Origin of the sequence: uncultured Gemella sp. (assembly GCF_963537375.1) — a bacterium.
Taxonomy (GTDB): domain Bacteria; phylum Bacillota; class Bacilli; order Staphylococcales; family Gemellaceae; genus Gemella.
Genome location: NZ_CAUTDQ010000039.1, coordinates 1 through 16,875 on the forward strand (window position 1 = coordinate 1; position 16,875 = coordinate 16,875).

General features: G+C 31.5%; 8 protein-coding genes and 1 pseudogene. 1 reads left to right on the top strand and 8 read right to left on the bottom strand.

The genetic code is table 11. The annotated features are described in order from the left end of the window. Positions 1 to 4,707, bottom strand: a 4,707-nt coding sequence (locus RYK99_RS07460; protein WP_314991454.1) for a S8 family serine peptidase, incomplete at its 3' end; no start/stop codon positions are given. Between the two features lie 263 nt (positions 4,708 to 4,970). On the opposite strand from RYK99_RS07460, the gene RYK99_RS07465 reads away from it, so the two are divergent. After that, positions 4,971 to 7,202 (top strand): HAD-IC family P-type ATPase, encoded by a 2,232-nt coding sequence (locus tag RYK99_RS07465; protein WP_314991456.1) that lies wholly within the window; start codon positions 4,971 to 4,973, stop codon positions 7,200 to 7,202. Between the two features lie 209 nt (positions 7,203 to 7,411). Here RYK99_RS07465 and RYK99_RS07470 read toward each other — a convergent pair whose 3' ends face one another. The 7 genes and pseudogenes from RYK99_RS07470 to RYK99_RS07500 all read right to left on the bottom strand — a co-directional run. Then, complete coding sequence (locus RYK99_RS07470; RefSeq protein ID WP_314991457.1) at positions 7,412 to 8,380, bottom strand: Fic family protein; 969 nt, start codon at positions 8,378 to 8,380, stop codon at positions 7,412 to 7,414. Between the two features lie 388 nt (positions 8,381 to 8,768). Continuing rightward, entirely contained in the window at positions 8,769 to 9,800 is a 1,032-nt protein-coding gene (locus tag RYK99_RS07475) for a hypothetical protein (protein WP_314991459.1), read from the bottom strand. Continuing rightward, positions 9,794 to 10,948: a hypothetical protein gene (locus tag RYK99_RS07480; RefSeq protein WP_314991461.1), complete on the bottom strand. Its 1,155-nt coding sequence runs from the start codon at positions 10,946 to 10,948 to the stop codon at positions 9,794 to 9,796. Before RYK99_RS07480 ends, RYK99_RS07475 begins: the two co-directional genes overlap by 7 nt. A 1,159-nt stretch (positions 10,949 to 12,107) precedes the next feature. After that, on the bottom strand, positions 12,108 to 13,136 hold the full coding sequence (gene rfbB / locus RYK99_RS07485) for a dTDP-glucose 4,6-dehydratase (protein WP_314991463.1): 1,029 nt from the start codon (positions 13,134 to 13,136) through the stop codon (positions 12,108 to 12,110). Between the two features lie 56 nt (positions 13,137 to 13,192). After that, positions 13,193 to 13,774 carry a dTDP-4-dehydrorhamnose 3,5-epimerase gene (gene rfbC / locus RYK99_RS07490; RefSeq protein ID WP_314991464.1) on the bottom strand — a complete coding sequence of 194 codons (582 nt, stop codon included), beginning with the start codon at positions 13,772 to 13,774 and terminating at the stop codon, positions 13,193 to 13,195. Positions 13,775 to 14,157: 383 nt separating this feature from the next. Beyond that, positions 14,158 to 15,666 (bottom strand): RNA-binding domain-containing protein, encoded by a 1,509-nt coding sequence (locus RYK99_RS07495; RefSeq protein ID WP_314991465.1) that lies wholly within the window; start codon positions 15,664 to 15,666, stop codon positions 14,158 to 14,160. Between the two features lie 736 nt (positions 15,667 to 16,402). After that, a pseudogene (locus tag RYK99_RS07500) lies at positions 16,403 to 16,699 on the bottom strand (dTDP-4-dehydrorhamnose 3,5-epimerase family protein); the annotation flags it as partial. Between the last annotated feature and the right edge of the window lie 176 nt (positions 16,700 to 16,875).

Consider the following 16,875-nt stretch of genomic DNA (forward strand, 5'->3'; position numbering starts at 1 on the left):
CTTAGGAGTTTCAGTCGCTGGTTTTGGTTCCTCTTTCTTAGGTTCTTCAGCTGCTGGTTTTACCTCTTCTTTCTTCGGAGCTTCTACTTCTTTACCATCAAGAGCATTTTCAGCTTGTTGTAATTTTTCTAACACTGCTTTAACTTCTTCTACAGTTGCATCTTTGTTATCAAGAACTGCTGTCGCTTCTTTTATAGCATTTACGAAATTATCTTTTTTATCTTGTCCAGCATTTTTAAATTTAACCTCAGTTTGAAGTTTCTCAGTTTCTTTTAATTTTTCAATTAATTTAGCTTTGTCTACTTCTTTCTTAACTTCTGGTTGTTGTGAATTAGCTAATGTTACTTTAGCTGCGTTTAAACTTGCTACCGCACTGTTTACTTCTTCTTGAGTTGCATTTTCATTTTCAAGAACTTTCTTAGCTGCCTCTAATGCTTTGTTATATGCATCTTTAGCTTCGATAGTTGCATTTTTATACTCTTTAGTTTCATCTAACGCTTTATCCGCTTCTATTGCTTTTTGAAGCTCTTCTTTATTTACTTCTGCTTTTTTCTCTACTGGAGCATCTTTTGGAGTTAATGCTACGAAGTTACTGAAGCTATCAGTAGTAAATGTTAGCTTACCATCTGCATAATTAACACTGCTTACGGCTGTTAATTTTCCATCTTTTTCGTGGAAGAATCTTTCTGGCGCTTTCGCTAAATCTAAAGTTACCGCTCTATCACCAGGAACTTTAACTTCTTTTCCTGTTGCATCTACAATATGAATATCAAAGTATTCAACATCATATTTACTTAGATCTACATTACCTTCTGTTAATTGTTTTTGAATATTTGCTTTTTCTTCTGCAGTTGGTTCTGTTACGACAAGTTTGTAATTATTATAAAGTTTTTTCTCAGTGAAATCTACTGTACCTTGTGCTTTAGAATTCTCAGTAGTTCCTACACTTGCTACTTTTTCTGCAACATTTAGAACAACTTGTTTCTTGTTGTGCCCATCTTTTACTACTAATTCAAAATTATTTTCTGCCGGAGTATATCCTTCAGGTGTTACTATTTGAATTGTGTATGTTCCATTTTCTAAGTTTTTCTGGAAGGCATTTTTTCCGTATAAACTTCTTGGAAGTAATACTTTAGTACCATCTTGAGCTACTGCATAAACTTTTGTTCCTGCTGGAACTGGCTTGTCAAAGCTGATTTCTGTAGCATTTCTGCTAATTTCATCTACCCTAAACTCAACCTCTTTTGTCGGTTTATCTTTAGTTATTTCAAAGTCAACTTTTGATGGTGTAAGTAGTTTGTACTCTCCATCAACCATAACTACTTCAACAGTATATTTACCAAACGGTAATGCTTGGTATGTACGTTTATTTCTAGAGAAGTCTTCCCCTACGATTTCACCTTTTTCATTAGTGATCTTGTAACGTAAACGACGTGAATTGTTTCCTGTTCCATCACCTTTCTTAACTTCTACTTCTAAACTTCCTTTACCATTACCCTCAACATTTGATAAATTAATACTATCTTTGTTATCTGCGAAGTCTTTTACTTCAAAAGTAAGATCTTTTAATTCTACACCTTCTGGAATTGTGTAACTTCCATCTTCATTTGCTGCAATAGTATTTTTACCATAGCTTAATTTTTTGTAGAATACTCCACTTCCATCTTCTAGTACTGGATATGGTGTGAATTTACGAGTTGCTTCATCGTAGTAACCACCGTTAGCACCTGTGATTTTCGGAGCTTTTCTATCGATTACTACATTGAATGTTGTCTCTTGCATATCTGCACCACTTACTGCTGCACTATAAGAAACTACATATTGGTATTCTCCATCTGGAAGAGGGTTACCGTTATTGTCAACACCTTTCCAGTTTGTCATAGTTAATGATGTGTATTTTTTACTTGTGTTATTGTAGAAGTTTTTGTTACCAGAACCATTACCATTTTGGTAAAGTGGGTTCTTACGTTCTACGTCATCCTTAGCATATACTGAAAGTTTTAGGTTTTCAAAGTTACGGTAAAATACCCCTCTCATTCCTATCTCATCATAATTCTCATCACCATTTGGCGAGAAGAAAATTTTATCAGTAAAGAATCTTTCACCAGTAACAGGATTTACATACGCTCCTGCTAGTGTTCTCTTATCTTTTTTATCTTCTTTGTATGTTGTTAACATTCCAGTGAAGTTCATTTCCGTTAATGAATCCCAGTTATTAGGATTTGAAGTATAACCATACTCATATGTTGGTTTTTCTCCATTTTTCATAGAGTAGATTGGTTTTTCTAACACTGGTAGATTTTGGAACTGACCTTTAAATCCTACGAATGGTATATTAGCTTTTAATGCACTTTCTTCATCATAGAAAGTTACAAATCCTTCTAGATAATAACCATTAGTAAATACTTTTTCTAGCTCTTCTTTAAAGTTCGTAGCATCAACTGTGATTTCTACTTCTTTTTCACCTTTCGCTGGAACTTCAACTGAAGCCCAATCAGTTGTCACTAACTTCTTAGGTGTCATCGTAAGTTTTCCACTCCAATCAACACCAGCATCTTCACCGTAATAGTTATCAGTAGTTAAGTGAGCTGCATATTGTAAGTTTTGAGCTTTGTCTGATAGATTGTGTAATACTAATTTAAAAGTAAATTTACCTCCAACATTTCCTAGAGAGACACTTCCGTAATTGTTTTTTCCAGTTACATAAAGGTCTCCATATGCTGCTTTGTTTGCATCGATTAGACCTGCACCTTGAAGACGTGGTGATCTATATGCTGTTGTATAACCATCAGAATATACCTGAGGATTTGCTGTACTCATGATTAATCTCTTCGCTAATCCTTGAATTTCTTCTGCACTTAAGTTCGGGAATCTTTCTGATAATACTTGTTTCACAAGAGTTATAGCTCCCGCAACGTGTGGTGAGGCCATACTTGTTCCACTATCTAGACCATATCTTCCATCATTATAAGATGATAGTATATCTCCTCCTGGTGCTGTTACATCAGGTTTTAAGTATCCATCGACACTCATTCCCCAACCAGTAGACTCATCGAATTCACCTTTCTTAGGATTATCTTGCTTATCCCAAGTACCATTAAATGTTATTTTATATTCCCCTTCATGAGCAGAAAGTTCATTACCAAATTTGTAATAAGTTGTAACTACAGGGAAATCTTTATCCTGACCATTTAATGTTAGATTATAAATAGTATCTCCTTCATTGAAGTAGATTACTGCTCCAGCTGCGCCGTATTGTTTAGCTAATTTAACTTTTTCTTCAAAGCTATTACCACCACGTTGGATAAGGGCGATTTTTCCAGTTAAATCTTTGTCAGCATAGTTTTCTGCTTTACCAACTCCAACATATACATAATCATATGCTTTTTTCTCGAATTGTTTAGTATAACTGAAAATCGGCATTTTTCCATTATCAAAATCAGCATTGTCTTTAAGCTGCTCGATATTCGCTATTTCTCTGTTAAGAACACTATTACTAATATTCGCCACAGAAATTGCATCTTCAGAAACCGATGGTCTTCCTACAGTTCCGTAATCAGGATTAGCTGCACTTGGATTTGTTTGTCCACTAGCAAAGAATGCATTGTTTCCTGCCGCTGCGACTATATTAACTCCGGCTTTTTTCGCAACATCCATTGCACGAACTAAACCATCTCCTACTTCTACTACTGAACCAGCTGGTGAACCTAAACTTAGGTTTATCGTGTCTGCGCCTAATTTAATAGCATCTTCTATAGCTTTTGTATAGATATAAGACTCTGTTCCTGAATTTTTAGTATCTGAGAATACACGCATAAAAATCAACTGCGCTTCTGGTGCTATACCTGTTACATAATCACCATTTGTGAATTTCTCCTTAGGATTTCCTACAGCAGTCCCAGCAACGTGCATACCATGTGATTTATAAGCACTTTGTTTAATATCATTATTCCAGTCGTTATAGTTAAATGCAAATGGTAATTTTTCACTATACCACTTACCGTAGTCTATACCCGCTTCTTTTTTTATTTTTTCAATTTCATCTTTAGTTTTATATTTAGATTTTGAATTATCTGATAATCTAAGCACTGGATGATTCGGATCAAGCCCAGAGTCTAATACTGCGACAACTTTTCCTTGTCCTCTATATCCTTTATTCCAAAGAGGTTGTATATTAATAAGATTATAACTGTCTAAAGCTTTAGAAAAATCATTAGCTTCAGTGCTGTCTTTCTTCTCCTCTTCGCTTGCTACATTTTCTGGTTTATTGTAGCTAACACTCATTTCAACAGTGTCTACAAAATCTAACTCTTGAATTTTTTTAGCATTCGAGAATGTAGTCTCTAAGGCAAAACCATTCATCAATGTATCGTACTCAAACAGTTTTTTATAATCGATACCTTTATCTTTAATATCTTTTAACGCCTTTTCCCTAGGCGCTTTTGTTGATTCGGTAACTTCTTTAATTCCTTCTTTAGTTTTTAACTTATTGGGATCAACATCACCCTTTAACTTAACAATAACTTTTACCTTATCATCGTTTTGGAATTTATGTTCTTCGCTTCTTGAAACATTTGATAGCTCATCTTTTTTTTCTTCTTGAGCTAATGTTATCTTTGATGATACTCCATAATTAAATGTACTGATATTTCCTAGTAGTAATGCTGCACTTAGCACACTTACTGCTGTTTTCTTAGCCAGCGTCATTTCTTCATCTCCTATCTTTTTAAGTATATTTAAAGTATATTTCTATATTTTAACATATAATTTCTGAAAATCAAAATCAATATTCAAATATATAGATAAAATTAACTAATAGATTTTGCGTTTCTAATTTTATTTTCATTACTCTATTCCACTTAAATTTTACAAACACTATAATTTTTAATACAGTATTCTTTAATTTTCCAAACTATACTAAAGTGTGATAAAATAGAAACTATTAAAAATATAGTTATGGCGGAGGTAGAATGAAATATTTAACTAGTGAAGAAGTAACTAAAGCGAAAAAAAATATTAGTGAAATTAAACCTTATAAAACTACTAAAGAAATTATCTTTTCTAATATCTTTACTTTTTTCAATGCTATGAACTTAGTTTTAGCAGCATTTATAGCTACAACACTTAGATTTGAAAACATGCTGTTTTTAGGTGTAATTACTATAAATACTGCAATTGGTATTTTTCAAGAAGTTCGTTCGAAAAATGCCCTTGAAAAGTTGAGTTTACTAGGTAGAAGTAAATACCGAGTAAATCGTGATAACGAAATAATAAATATAGATTCTGAAGAAATCGTCCTTGGAGAATATCTACACTTAAATCTCGGTGATCAGATTCCTGTTGATGCTGAAATCATTGAAGGTAGTATCGAGGTCGATGAATCACTGCTAACTGGTGAAAGTGACAATATCTTTAAGACTACTAATGACAAAGTAATGAGTGGTAGTAACGTAGTTAGTGGTAGTTGTTTAGTAAGGGCTATCGCTGTCGGAGAAGATAGCTATATCAACAAGCTTGCTAAAAGCACTAAAGAATTTAAGAAATATCCCTCTAAACTTCGTGACTATATGGATAAAATCTTAAAAGTTATATCTATTCTATTAGTACCTGTCGCAATTATGCTATACATCCGTGGTGCTAGTCTAGGACGTGGTTATGTAGAAATAGTTCTACGTAGTGCTGGAGCTTTGGTAGGTATGATTCCAGAAGGTTTAATACTTCTTGTCAGCGTATCTCTTGCGGTTGCTGCGATGAAACTTGCTAAAAAGAAAGTTTTAGTTCAAGAACTATACTGCGTGGAAACTCTTGCTAGAGTAGATGTTCTTTGTTTCGATAAAACAGGAACTATTACTACAGGTAATATGAACGTTGTAGAAATTGATGATAAGGTTGCAGAAAAATTATCAAGTTATCTTGCATACTTCGATGATGAAAATGCAACATCTAGAGCTTTAAAAAACTATTTAACATGTGAAAAACAGTGGGATGTAGAAGAATTAGGAGCCTTTTCTAGTAAAAATAAATATTCATTTATAAAACTACAAAATGGTGGAACATATTTCTTCGGGGCATATGAATTTTTAGGTTTCTCAGATGAAATGGATCAATATTACGAGAATCTAAAAAAAGAAGGTTATAGAATTTTATCATTAGCCTATACTGAAGACAGTACAAATGTCCCTACTAATATGAAACTTGTAGGACATGTAGTTCTATCGGATGAAATAAAAGAAAATACAAAAGAAACATTCAAATACTTTGAATCTCAAGGTGTTGAAGTAAAAATAATTAGTGGAGACAACCATGTAGCCGTGTACGGTGTCGCTAAAAAAGCTGGATTCAAAGAAGATGCTAAGGCTATCGATATGACTAAAGTAACTGATGAAGAGTTTGAAAAAACTGTTCTTGAGAATGATATTTTTGGACGTGTTACTCCAGAACAAAAACAAAAAATGGTAGCCGTACTGCAAAAAGCTGGCAAGACTGTCGCTATGAGTGGTGACGGGGTTAATGATGTTCTTGCATTGAAAAAGGCTGATATTAGTTTTGCTATGAATGGCGCTACCAGCGCTGCAAAAAGCGTATCAAACATCGTATTCTTAACAGATGACTTCGGAGTATTCTACGATATTCTTATGGAAGGACGTCGTGTTATTAATAACATTCAAAAAGTAGCTTCACTATTCTTAACAAAGACATTCTTCTCGATTGTCTTCTCAATACTTAGTGTGATCTTCGCCTTAGAGTTTGCGTTTATTCCGATTCAGTTCACGATAATTTCAGCGATAACAATCGGTATTCCATCATTCTTCCTAACTTTCGAAGCGAATAAGGAAAAAGTAAGTAATAACTTCATGAAGGACATACTGACAAACGCTGCAATCGGTGGTGGTATTTTGGTAGCTACAGTGCTACTGACAAACTTTGCTATCGCGGATAATTCACAAGCGAAATTCATCTGTTTCCTTCTTGCGTTAATAAACGGACTTTGTATGGTTGCTAAAGTCAGCCTACCTCTTAATAAATATAAAGTTGCACTACTTTCTCTGTTGAGTATAGCTGCAATTATAGGTGTGGGAGTTAATATATTTATCTTGAAAAATCACTTTACACCATTAGTATTTTCTCAAGTAATTTATATAGTCATACTTGCGCTAGTAATCTCAACAGTTCACTTTTTTACGAGAAGAAAAATCAAATAAAAAATAAAAGATATCAGAAAGGAGTGACTCAAAAATCGTGATTTCGGAGAAATCGATTTTGTCGAGTCACCCTCGCACAGTTTATTAGATATCTAAAAAGCTTTTAATAAGCGTATTTAGATGTCAATAAACCACTGCGTCTATGGGTTATTATATAATTTTTAGAGTTTTTAGGACATTTCTTTTATTTCTCTCTGATATCTTTTTATTTATTTTCTTAGCGAGTATCTTCTATTCTTGTTTTCTCCATGAGATTCTAATAGCTCATACTCAACAAATTTCGCAATATATCTTCTAACAGTTGGCTTAGACTTTCCAATTAGTTCACAGGCTGTTGCTACAGTAATATATTTCTCGTTTTTTAAGTATTCTCTTATCTTTTCAAAAATATCCTGTTCTACTTTTGATAATTCTTTTATTTTTTCTTCAGGTTCCCTGTATGCTAGTAGAGTTTCTAATATGACACCTAACATAAATTCAATAAATACTGTTGAATTATTGTTTCTATCTGCCTGCGCTAAAACCTTATAATATTGTTGTTGTTTTTCATATATTATCATTTCAATAGGAATCCAACTGAACAACGGATTCCAATTAGCTAAAATAACATTTTTCCATAACCTTCCCATTCTACCATTTCCATCTTCAAAGGGGTGAATCATCTCTATTTCATAGTGAAATACACAACTCTTTACAAGTTCTGGAGTATCATCTTTACGTCCCCAGTCAAATAATTCTCCCATTAAATCGCCAATAAACTGAGGTCTTGCTCCTAGATGAACCATATTCCCCTGTTCATCAAAAATCCCTACATCAGAATTTCTATATTTCCCAGATTGTCCTACTATTTCTGTAGTTAATAATTTATGAGCGAGTAAAAAATCCTTCTCACTATATGGATTTAAATTTAATATTTTTTCATATGCTTCATATGCATTTTTTACTTCTTTTATTTCCTTTGGATCCCCTAGAACTCTCTTTCCATCTATAATTGCTGTAATCTGCTCAATTGATAAGCTATTATTCTCTATAGCTAAAGATGAGTGGATAGACTTAATTCTATTTTCTTTTCTTAGATGTAAATTTTTCTTTGTTTCTATTTCAAGATTACCTAATACTTTGGAAATTTCTATAAGATAATTAAGAATAGTACTCGTAATGGTAAATGGTGGTTTCATAGTATTCTCCTATCAATTTCTTTTATTTATTATATCATAAACAATAATTTATCACTCATTTATCGCTCACTTTGGATTATGAATATCAACATTGATATAATAACTTTTCAGGTTGTATACTCTAGCTTTAGTAATTTCAGGCTACACATTTTAATTATGTCTAAATTATGTGTTTCTGAATAAAAAATAATGTTAAACTTAGTAAAAGTAAGAAAAAATCTAAGCAGCAAACTGCCGCCTAGATTTCTAATGCGATTTTCCCCCATCTCCTACATTTTACAAAGGCCCAAGACAAAAAATCTGGGAAACTATGAATCACTTTTGATTCATTTCCCAGATTTTCTATTTTTGTATATACAGGATTCCACGGTATAAACCTATCTCTTAATTAATTTTCTTTAAACTTAACGCCATTATTTTTTAGCTTTTGTATAACTGTAGCTCCTATGCCACCTAGTTTTTTCAGTTCTTTTTCTGTATAAGACTCAATGATTTCTTTATTATATAATTCAGCATCGATAAACTTGTTTAATTGTCTTTCCATACCAGAAAAAACAGGGTCTTTTTTCATCATTTCCTTGGAAATATTCAAACGTCCTTCCACTATCAGAATTACTCTATTTTCTATTTCTTCTTTATAGAATTTTTCTAATAATTCATAATGATATTTGCTAGTCAGATAATCTTTAGCTATACTAGCTGCAAAATGCATTTCAAACACTTCGGGTTTTTGCAAGTCTTTTTCATCCTGTAAAGTTCCCTCTATAAAGCTTTCAACTTTTTCAAAACCACCCTTAAAGATTATACCAGCGTATTTATTAAGTTCTTTAAGCTTCGTCATATAATAATGACATTCATCAAGTTTATCTTGATTTATACTAAAGATACTTAAAAGCAACAGCGTAGGTTCTGATTCTAAATAATCGAATCGTTTAATATGATTTTTCATCAAATCATCTCTATTTAGGCGAACATAAACATGTGTCAGTTCTTCTGTAACCTCAGAAAAATCCGATGGACTAGCTTTTAACAAAAGTTCATACAGTTTCGCAGCTTCTTCGTACATACCTGCTTTAACATAATACCCTGCAAGAGCATCCGCTAATATCATCTCTTCGGTATCTTCGTCACTTTCTGAATATAAAATATCCTCTCCAAGCTCAATAGCCATCTCTATACCACTGTGATTTTCCTCATGCAGTTCTCGTAAAGCATTAACCTTGTCAAAAACACTCATATCACTATCATCAATCGCATCGACAATATCACCAAGAGGACCATCAACATCATAACCGTCTTCTACCATATTATAAATATGTTCAAAAACCTCGATAGCATCTTCTCTATTAGAAAAATTCTTCCCTTCAGTTTCTATAAATTCTTTAAGTAATAATTCAAATTTTTTATCACGTTTTACCATAAGTCATCCTCCATTAACTCCATCTGGATATCAAACTCACTATCATCAGCAAACATTACACCATTCATATGTAAGTTCCTGATTGTTCCCTTACCTAAACCTTTTATTTTCAAAAACTCAGCCCTAGTAATTTCTAAGAAGTCTTCTTTTGTTAATAAAAAGTTCGCATGCATAATTTTTAATTCAGTATCTCGAATAGCCATAAACGATCTATCTCGTTTCATATCGGCAACTGTTATTTCCTTACGATCCGCATATTTATCCAAATCATCGCCAATAACATATTCACTTTCCCTAACATGCATAAGAAAGTCAAAATAATACTCCTTACTTAAGAAATAATCGAACTTCATAACAGTATTAAGAGCCTCTAAATACTTACAATCATCATCCGTACTAAACTTAATTAACTTAGGATTAGTTATTCTATCTAAAACATCAGAAATATATTTATTAACTTTAATCAATTTGTTAAAAAATGCAACAGCTTCTTTCTCTTCTCCCTGCATCAAATGGTAAAATACTTTTGATAGTAAAATAATTTCATCTTCATTTTTACCATGTTTATTCGCCAGTTTATAACAACGATTAACCTCTGTAAAATCATTCAGTATAAGACTAGCAACAACAAAATTGTGATGCATCGGCATCATGACTTCATTGTCCATATCTAAACTGAAATAAAACGGCTTATAAGCATACCTAACCTTATTATAGAGCTTATTTCCTAAGTAAAATTCCGAAAGATGGTGGCAGGCTCTTAGGTATAGGTAATTAATCGGAAATAGGTTACCATCAACAAAACCTTCTTCAAAATTGTAAGCTTCGTCTCTTAGTCGTATTAATCTTAATTCTGTTTCATATTCCGTACAATCTTTACTAACTATTTCCCAAACCCTAGCATCCACATTATACTTAGATAAATCTATAGCCTTTTTTACATTAGATACATATTTAGGATCTTCAAAATTCTCGATAAATTCCGAAAAAAGTTTTATCGATTCATTAAAATTAGACTCAATCTCTTTAGAAGAGAACTGTATTTCACCATAACCTTGATTGAGATTAAACTCTCTATACTTACTACTTCTTATTCCTGTATATCCTTTTTTATCAACAGGAAATTTAATAATTTTTTTACTATTCATGCCTGTTCCCTCCTTTGATATTTTGAGTAATTCTATAAAGTTTACAACGATTTCAACAACCATCTTTTATAATAAAATCTTTATAAAATTCACTACCTTTCCAACTTTATTCTACATCAAAACACAATATAATACAAACATAACAGTTAAGAAATAATTAAAATAATAAATATAAAATAATTTATTAGGATTAACATAAAAGGAATCTTATTCTATATTTTCAAAATAAAAAAGGCTGATAGTTAGCAATTAACCTGAGTAAATAAGATATAAAATATAAAAAGCCAATTGAACTAGACCTTCAATTGACTTTCGTGATGAAATTTGATAGACATCATTCACTTCTTATAGTCTATCGCATGATTTAGCTATCATCCAAGCGCAAATCATCTTCGCCTATGTCTAATATAAATTGATACCTTGCCCAAAAGAAGGTGGTTGCATGTACGATATAATCGTCCAAATTCTTGTTAGTTTATTATCAGGAATACTAATCCTAATATATAGTGTTATCCTCTTAATTTATATCAACTTACTTTTAGACACAGCTCATAAATTCCACACTATACGTGATTTTCACCACTAATCTGATTAAAATCAAAGTTAGGGCTTATATTAAAAAGTATTAATACTTCCTATTCACTTGTCTATACTTTATCATATCTTTTCAGCTCATGTCAAATATTTTTCATTTAAAATCACTGTTTTTTTATTGAAAACCACCTTTTTCATTCTTTGTTTATATAAACTTAAAAATATAATTTTAATCTCAACACCAATAGGAAAACCTTTTCTAACATGACTTCTAGTGCTATAATAAAGATAGGCTACTGGCTCCAAAAGGAGGTGATGAGATGAAGATAGACATTACCCAAATCCTCGTGAATTTGTTATCAGGAGTTATACTTCTTTTAATAGAATACTATCTGCTAAAAGATAATCACGGGAAGAAGTAGCCATTTTAGCTCACGACGCATACTCGTCACTTTGTGTGTGAATATTAAATATTAATATAAAAAGCCAATTGAACTAGCACTTCAATTGGCTTTCGTGATGAAATTTGATAGACATTTCCCATTCACTTTCCTATATTCTATCATACACCTTCTCTTGTTGTCAATTATTTAGAAGAGCTCCTCAATCACCCAATCGACTCTTTCTACTGTCCATTTTTAGCGTAATTGGCTTCTACTGCTTCTTTTTGTTCTTTCCACCAAGATTCATTTTCTTCATACCAGCGAATAGTGTCAGCTAGCCCTTGACGGAAGTTTGTAAGCTGTGGTCTCCACCCTAATTCATCTCGTAATTTAGATGCATCTATTGCATAACGAAGGTCATGTCCCACACGGTCATCTACATGTTCATAAGCATTCTTATCTTTACCCATTAGCTCAAGGATTAACTCAATAACAGTTTTGTTATCCTCTTCTCCATCAGCTCCAATTAAATATGTTTCTCCTATTCTACCTTTTGTTAAAATAGCCCAAACTGCTGAAGAGTGATCTTCCGTGTGAATCCAGTCCCTAACGTTCTTACCTTCACCATATAGTTTTGGTGTTATTCCTGTCAAGACATTAGTTATTTGTCTTGGAATAAATTTCTCAATATGTTGATATGGTCCGTAGTTGTTTGAACAGTTAGATATAGTTGCCTTAAGTCCAAATGAACGTACCCATGCTTTTACAAGTAAGTCTGAACCTGCTTTTGTTGATGAGTATGGACTCGATGGATTATAAGGTGTTTCAGCTGTGAATTTCTCTCCTATCCCTTCGCCTTTTCCTGGTAAGTCTTCACGTAAAGGAAGATCTCCATATACCTCATCTGTAGATACGTGATGATATCTAACATCATACTTACGACAAGCTTCGATTAAAGCATATGTTCCGATAATATTCGTATGTATAAATGGATATGGATCTTTTAGTGAGTTATCATTATGAGATTCAGCTGCATAATGAACTACTGCATCAGTCTTGCTGACAAGTTTATCTACTAGTTTAGTATCCGCAATATCACCAACAACTAATTCAAATCTATCTTCCGGAAGTCCAGACAGATTTGCTCTATTTCCCGCATAAGTCAATTTATCCAGAACAGTCACATGAATATCTGGATGATTATTTATAACATAATGTACAAAGTTAGAACCGATAAATCCAGCCCCACCCGTTACTATAATATTTTTCATCTTATTTACCTTTTCAAAAATATTTAACACAAGATTACTGATACTAAGTCAGCAACCTACTTTTTCTTACACTTCCCATACATAAAATCATTGTTCTTTTCAAATTCTTTGAATGTAGGAAGGTTTTTATCTTTCTCTGAAATAATCGCTTTTGATAAATCAACCTGCCAATCAATTCCAAGGTCATTATCATCAAATGCAATTCCTGCATCTGCTTCTACATTATAATAATTATCACACTTGTACATGAAGTTAACATTAGGTGTTAATGTCACAAAACCATGACCAAAGCCTCTAGGAACTAAAAGTTGTCTTCTATTATGTTCTGAAAGGATAAAACTCTCCCACTGTCCATACGTAGGACTTCCTTTTCTAAGATCCACAACAACATCTAGTACTTCACCAGTCACTACACGAATAAGCTTTGTTTGCGCAGCATTTCCTCTTTGAAAATGTAAACCACGAATAACACCAGCTTCAACTGATAATGAATGATTGTCTTGAACAAAATTAAAATCTATACCTAGTTTTTTATACTTTTCTTCAGAATAACTCTCCATAAAGAAACCACGTTCATCTTCAAAAACATCCGGTTCTATTATTTTTACATCTTTTAATTTTGCACCAAAAACTTTCATTCGAAACTTCTCCTATCCCATGATTAGACTAATTCTTTCATTCTTAATTATACTGTATTTAATACTTTTTTTCTAATGGGAATTTCTCCAAATCTTAAAAAATAAATAAAAAACCAACCAAGTTTAAACTCAGTTGGTTTTCTACAAAATATATAGATTAGAGTGCCTAAAAAATCTTGGTCTTGAAGAAATCAATTTTGTAGAATCATTCCCTCAAAGTTTATTGACATCTAATATGAATTTAGATATCAATACCATTAGTTCTTATTTAAATCTTTTAAAATTCAGATTTTCTAAGGCACAATTCTATTCGCTTCACTTTTCAAAATTATCAAATCTAGGAAATTCATTCTTAAAATATTAAATAATCATTTATATATGAATTAGTTACGCTTAATTTCTTCAATAATAGAATATAAAGTATTAACCATATTGTACTTTTCTAGATGTTGTTCAGTATCATTCAATTTATATACGTGTACTTTCCCTATTTTTGACGAAACAAGAATATCTTTTTCTTTTAAACTATTTAAATATTTAATTGTTGTCGTTTTCGAGATTTTCAATTCTTTTTCTATCTCTGCCCTAGTGCAGAATTTATTTTGTATAATTAGTTCAATGATTCTTTTTTCAACTTCATTAGATATATTTAAATTTTCTATAATTGACGTATCCCATATAGTAAGCTCAAATGAATCTATTTCCGCTTTGACTTCCGGTTTTTTTAATTGATATTCTTTAACGGCGTTCATAATTTTAGGAACCCCAGTACCCGCTTTTTCGCATATATTGATTAACCTGAAAATTTCTTGTATATAATGATTTCTTGGTGTAGAATGAGCGCCTGTAAAATAATCTTCTTTACTGATTCTCAGGCTTCCTCCATTTATAAATATCATTCTGTCTGAATATCTAATAATAAGAACCCCTTTATGATTTAAAAAATCACAGTGAATTATAGAATTAGCTAATGCTTCTCTTATTGCTATTATCAATTTAGAATTACTTTCTCTAGTCAAATAATCTGCTGAAATTTTCGAATTATCGGAAATAGTTAATTTGAGTTTCTCAAATGCTGAGAACATGAAATTAAACAAGTTATCTTCCCCCCAATACCCATCATATATTAATCTATCAGAATAAGAGGAATTTTCAGTATTACTAGATTTTCTAATATATTCTACATTATAATGTGGTAAATATTCTTTTATCGATGCATGTTTCCCAAATACTAAAAGTCCTGCTAATGTCAAACATTCATTATTGTTTTTCCTATTTTTCTTTATCACATTTATTTTTTTTAAAAATTCTATTGTAGATAAGTTGTTAAATGGATGATCAGGATTATTTCTCATTAAAATATCCTTATACTTTTGAATAGATAAGTTATCTAAATCATCAATATTATATCCATCCAATAACTTGTTATCATAACTATCTCGAGAAGCATCTCTTATCATAGATTGTATAATTTCTTCAGTTGCTAAATAATCTCCTTCTCCTTGTCTAATATAGGTCTTGTTAGGATTATCTTTTAAATATATTGGTTTGTTTTTATAATTCTCAGGAGCTACATGGATAACAATAATAGATTTATCTTGAATTTGGACAGAATAAACATCATCATTACTTAATACATTCCTACTAATCTCCCTTGGATTGTTCATATGATTAAATAATTCTTTTATTTGTTTTTGAGGGTTTACAACACCAGAAATGATATTCTTTTCTTTTTCACTAATACCCAAAATAATTATTCCTCCATCTGTATTTGCAAACGCACTTATTGTCTCTAGAGCATTTATTGGAAACTTATTTTCGGATTCTTTAAACTCTAAATTTTGATTTTCTCCTAATTCTAAATATTTTTTTATATTTTTTTCATTAATCATAAGTACCTGTCCTTTCTATTTATTCGTTTATTCGACCGCCTATGGGAAAATAAGTTTACTTTTCGGCTTTATTATAAGCTTTTATCCGACCGCCTATTCGAACGCGTTGTGGTTCTTTATTACTTTTCCTTTTAAAACTTTTTACAATCAGCTATTTATTTCAAGCAATCTTCTAATCTTATAAATAAATACAATTATTAAATAGTTAGTTACTCTATCTTTATGCGGTACATTAAATACTTCCTAATAATTTTCAACGATATCTAATATTTGAGTATAAGTGTAGCAGAACGCTAAAAAAGAATAAACAAATTTTTGTATAATAAACCTAAGGATTAGTGACTTGAAATTTATTTACACTTTTACTTTAATATCTATAACTAACTTTACTCACGTAACTTCATTATAACAAACCCAGACTAGATATACAATAAAAGCATTAACTGATATAGTAAAATTATTACGGAAAGGGTTGAAAAAAAGAATAAATTCCTTTAAATCATAAATTACGACACTCACATAAAGGAACTTATTAATATGAGTATCTCAACATAGATTTTCATTATAATGAGAGTAAAACAAAAATCATGGTTTTGATTATCGAGTCACCACCACGAAATTCATTAGACATCTTAAAAACTCTTATAAAGAACATTCAGATATCAATAAACCACTACATCTTTGAATTCTCGTTTAAATCCAGGACTTTAGGAAGAACTCTGAAAAAATATCATAATTACACTTCCCCGTACACAAAATCATTGTTCTTTTCAAATTCTTTGAATGTAGGAAGGTTTCTATCTTTCTCCGAAATAATCGCTTTTGATAGGTCTATCTGCCAATCAATTCCAAGGTCATTATCATCTAATATTATACCTGCATCTGCTTCTTCATTATAATAATTATCACACTTATACATGAAGTTAACATTTGGTGTTAAAGTCACAAAACCGTGAGCAAAGCCCCTAGGAACTAAAAGTTGTCTTCTATTATGTTCTGACAGAATAAAACTCTCCCACTGATCATATGTAGGGCTATCTTTTCTCTACTTAAGACATTATTAATTTCCATTCAGAAAATATTTTTTTCAATTTTCCATCACAATTTTTTTAAAATCTATTTTTCTTAATAATTTGACTTTAACGTCTTTAAACATGTACATTTGTAAATGATGTGAGACAAAAAAAGTTAAAAATAAATACCTGATAT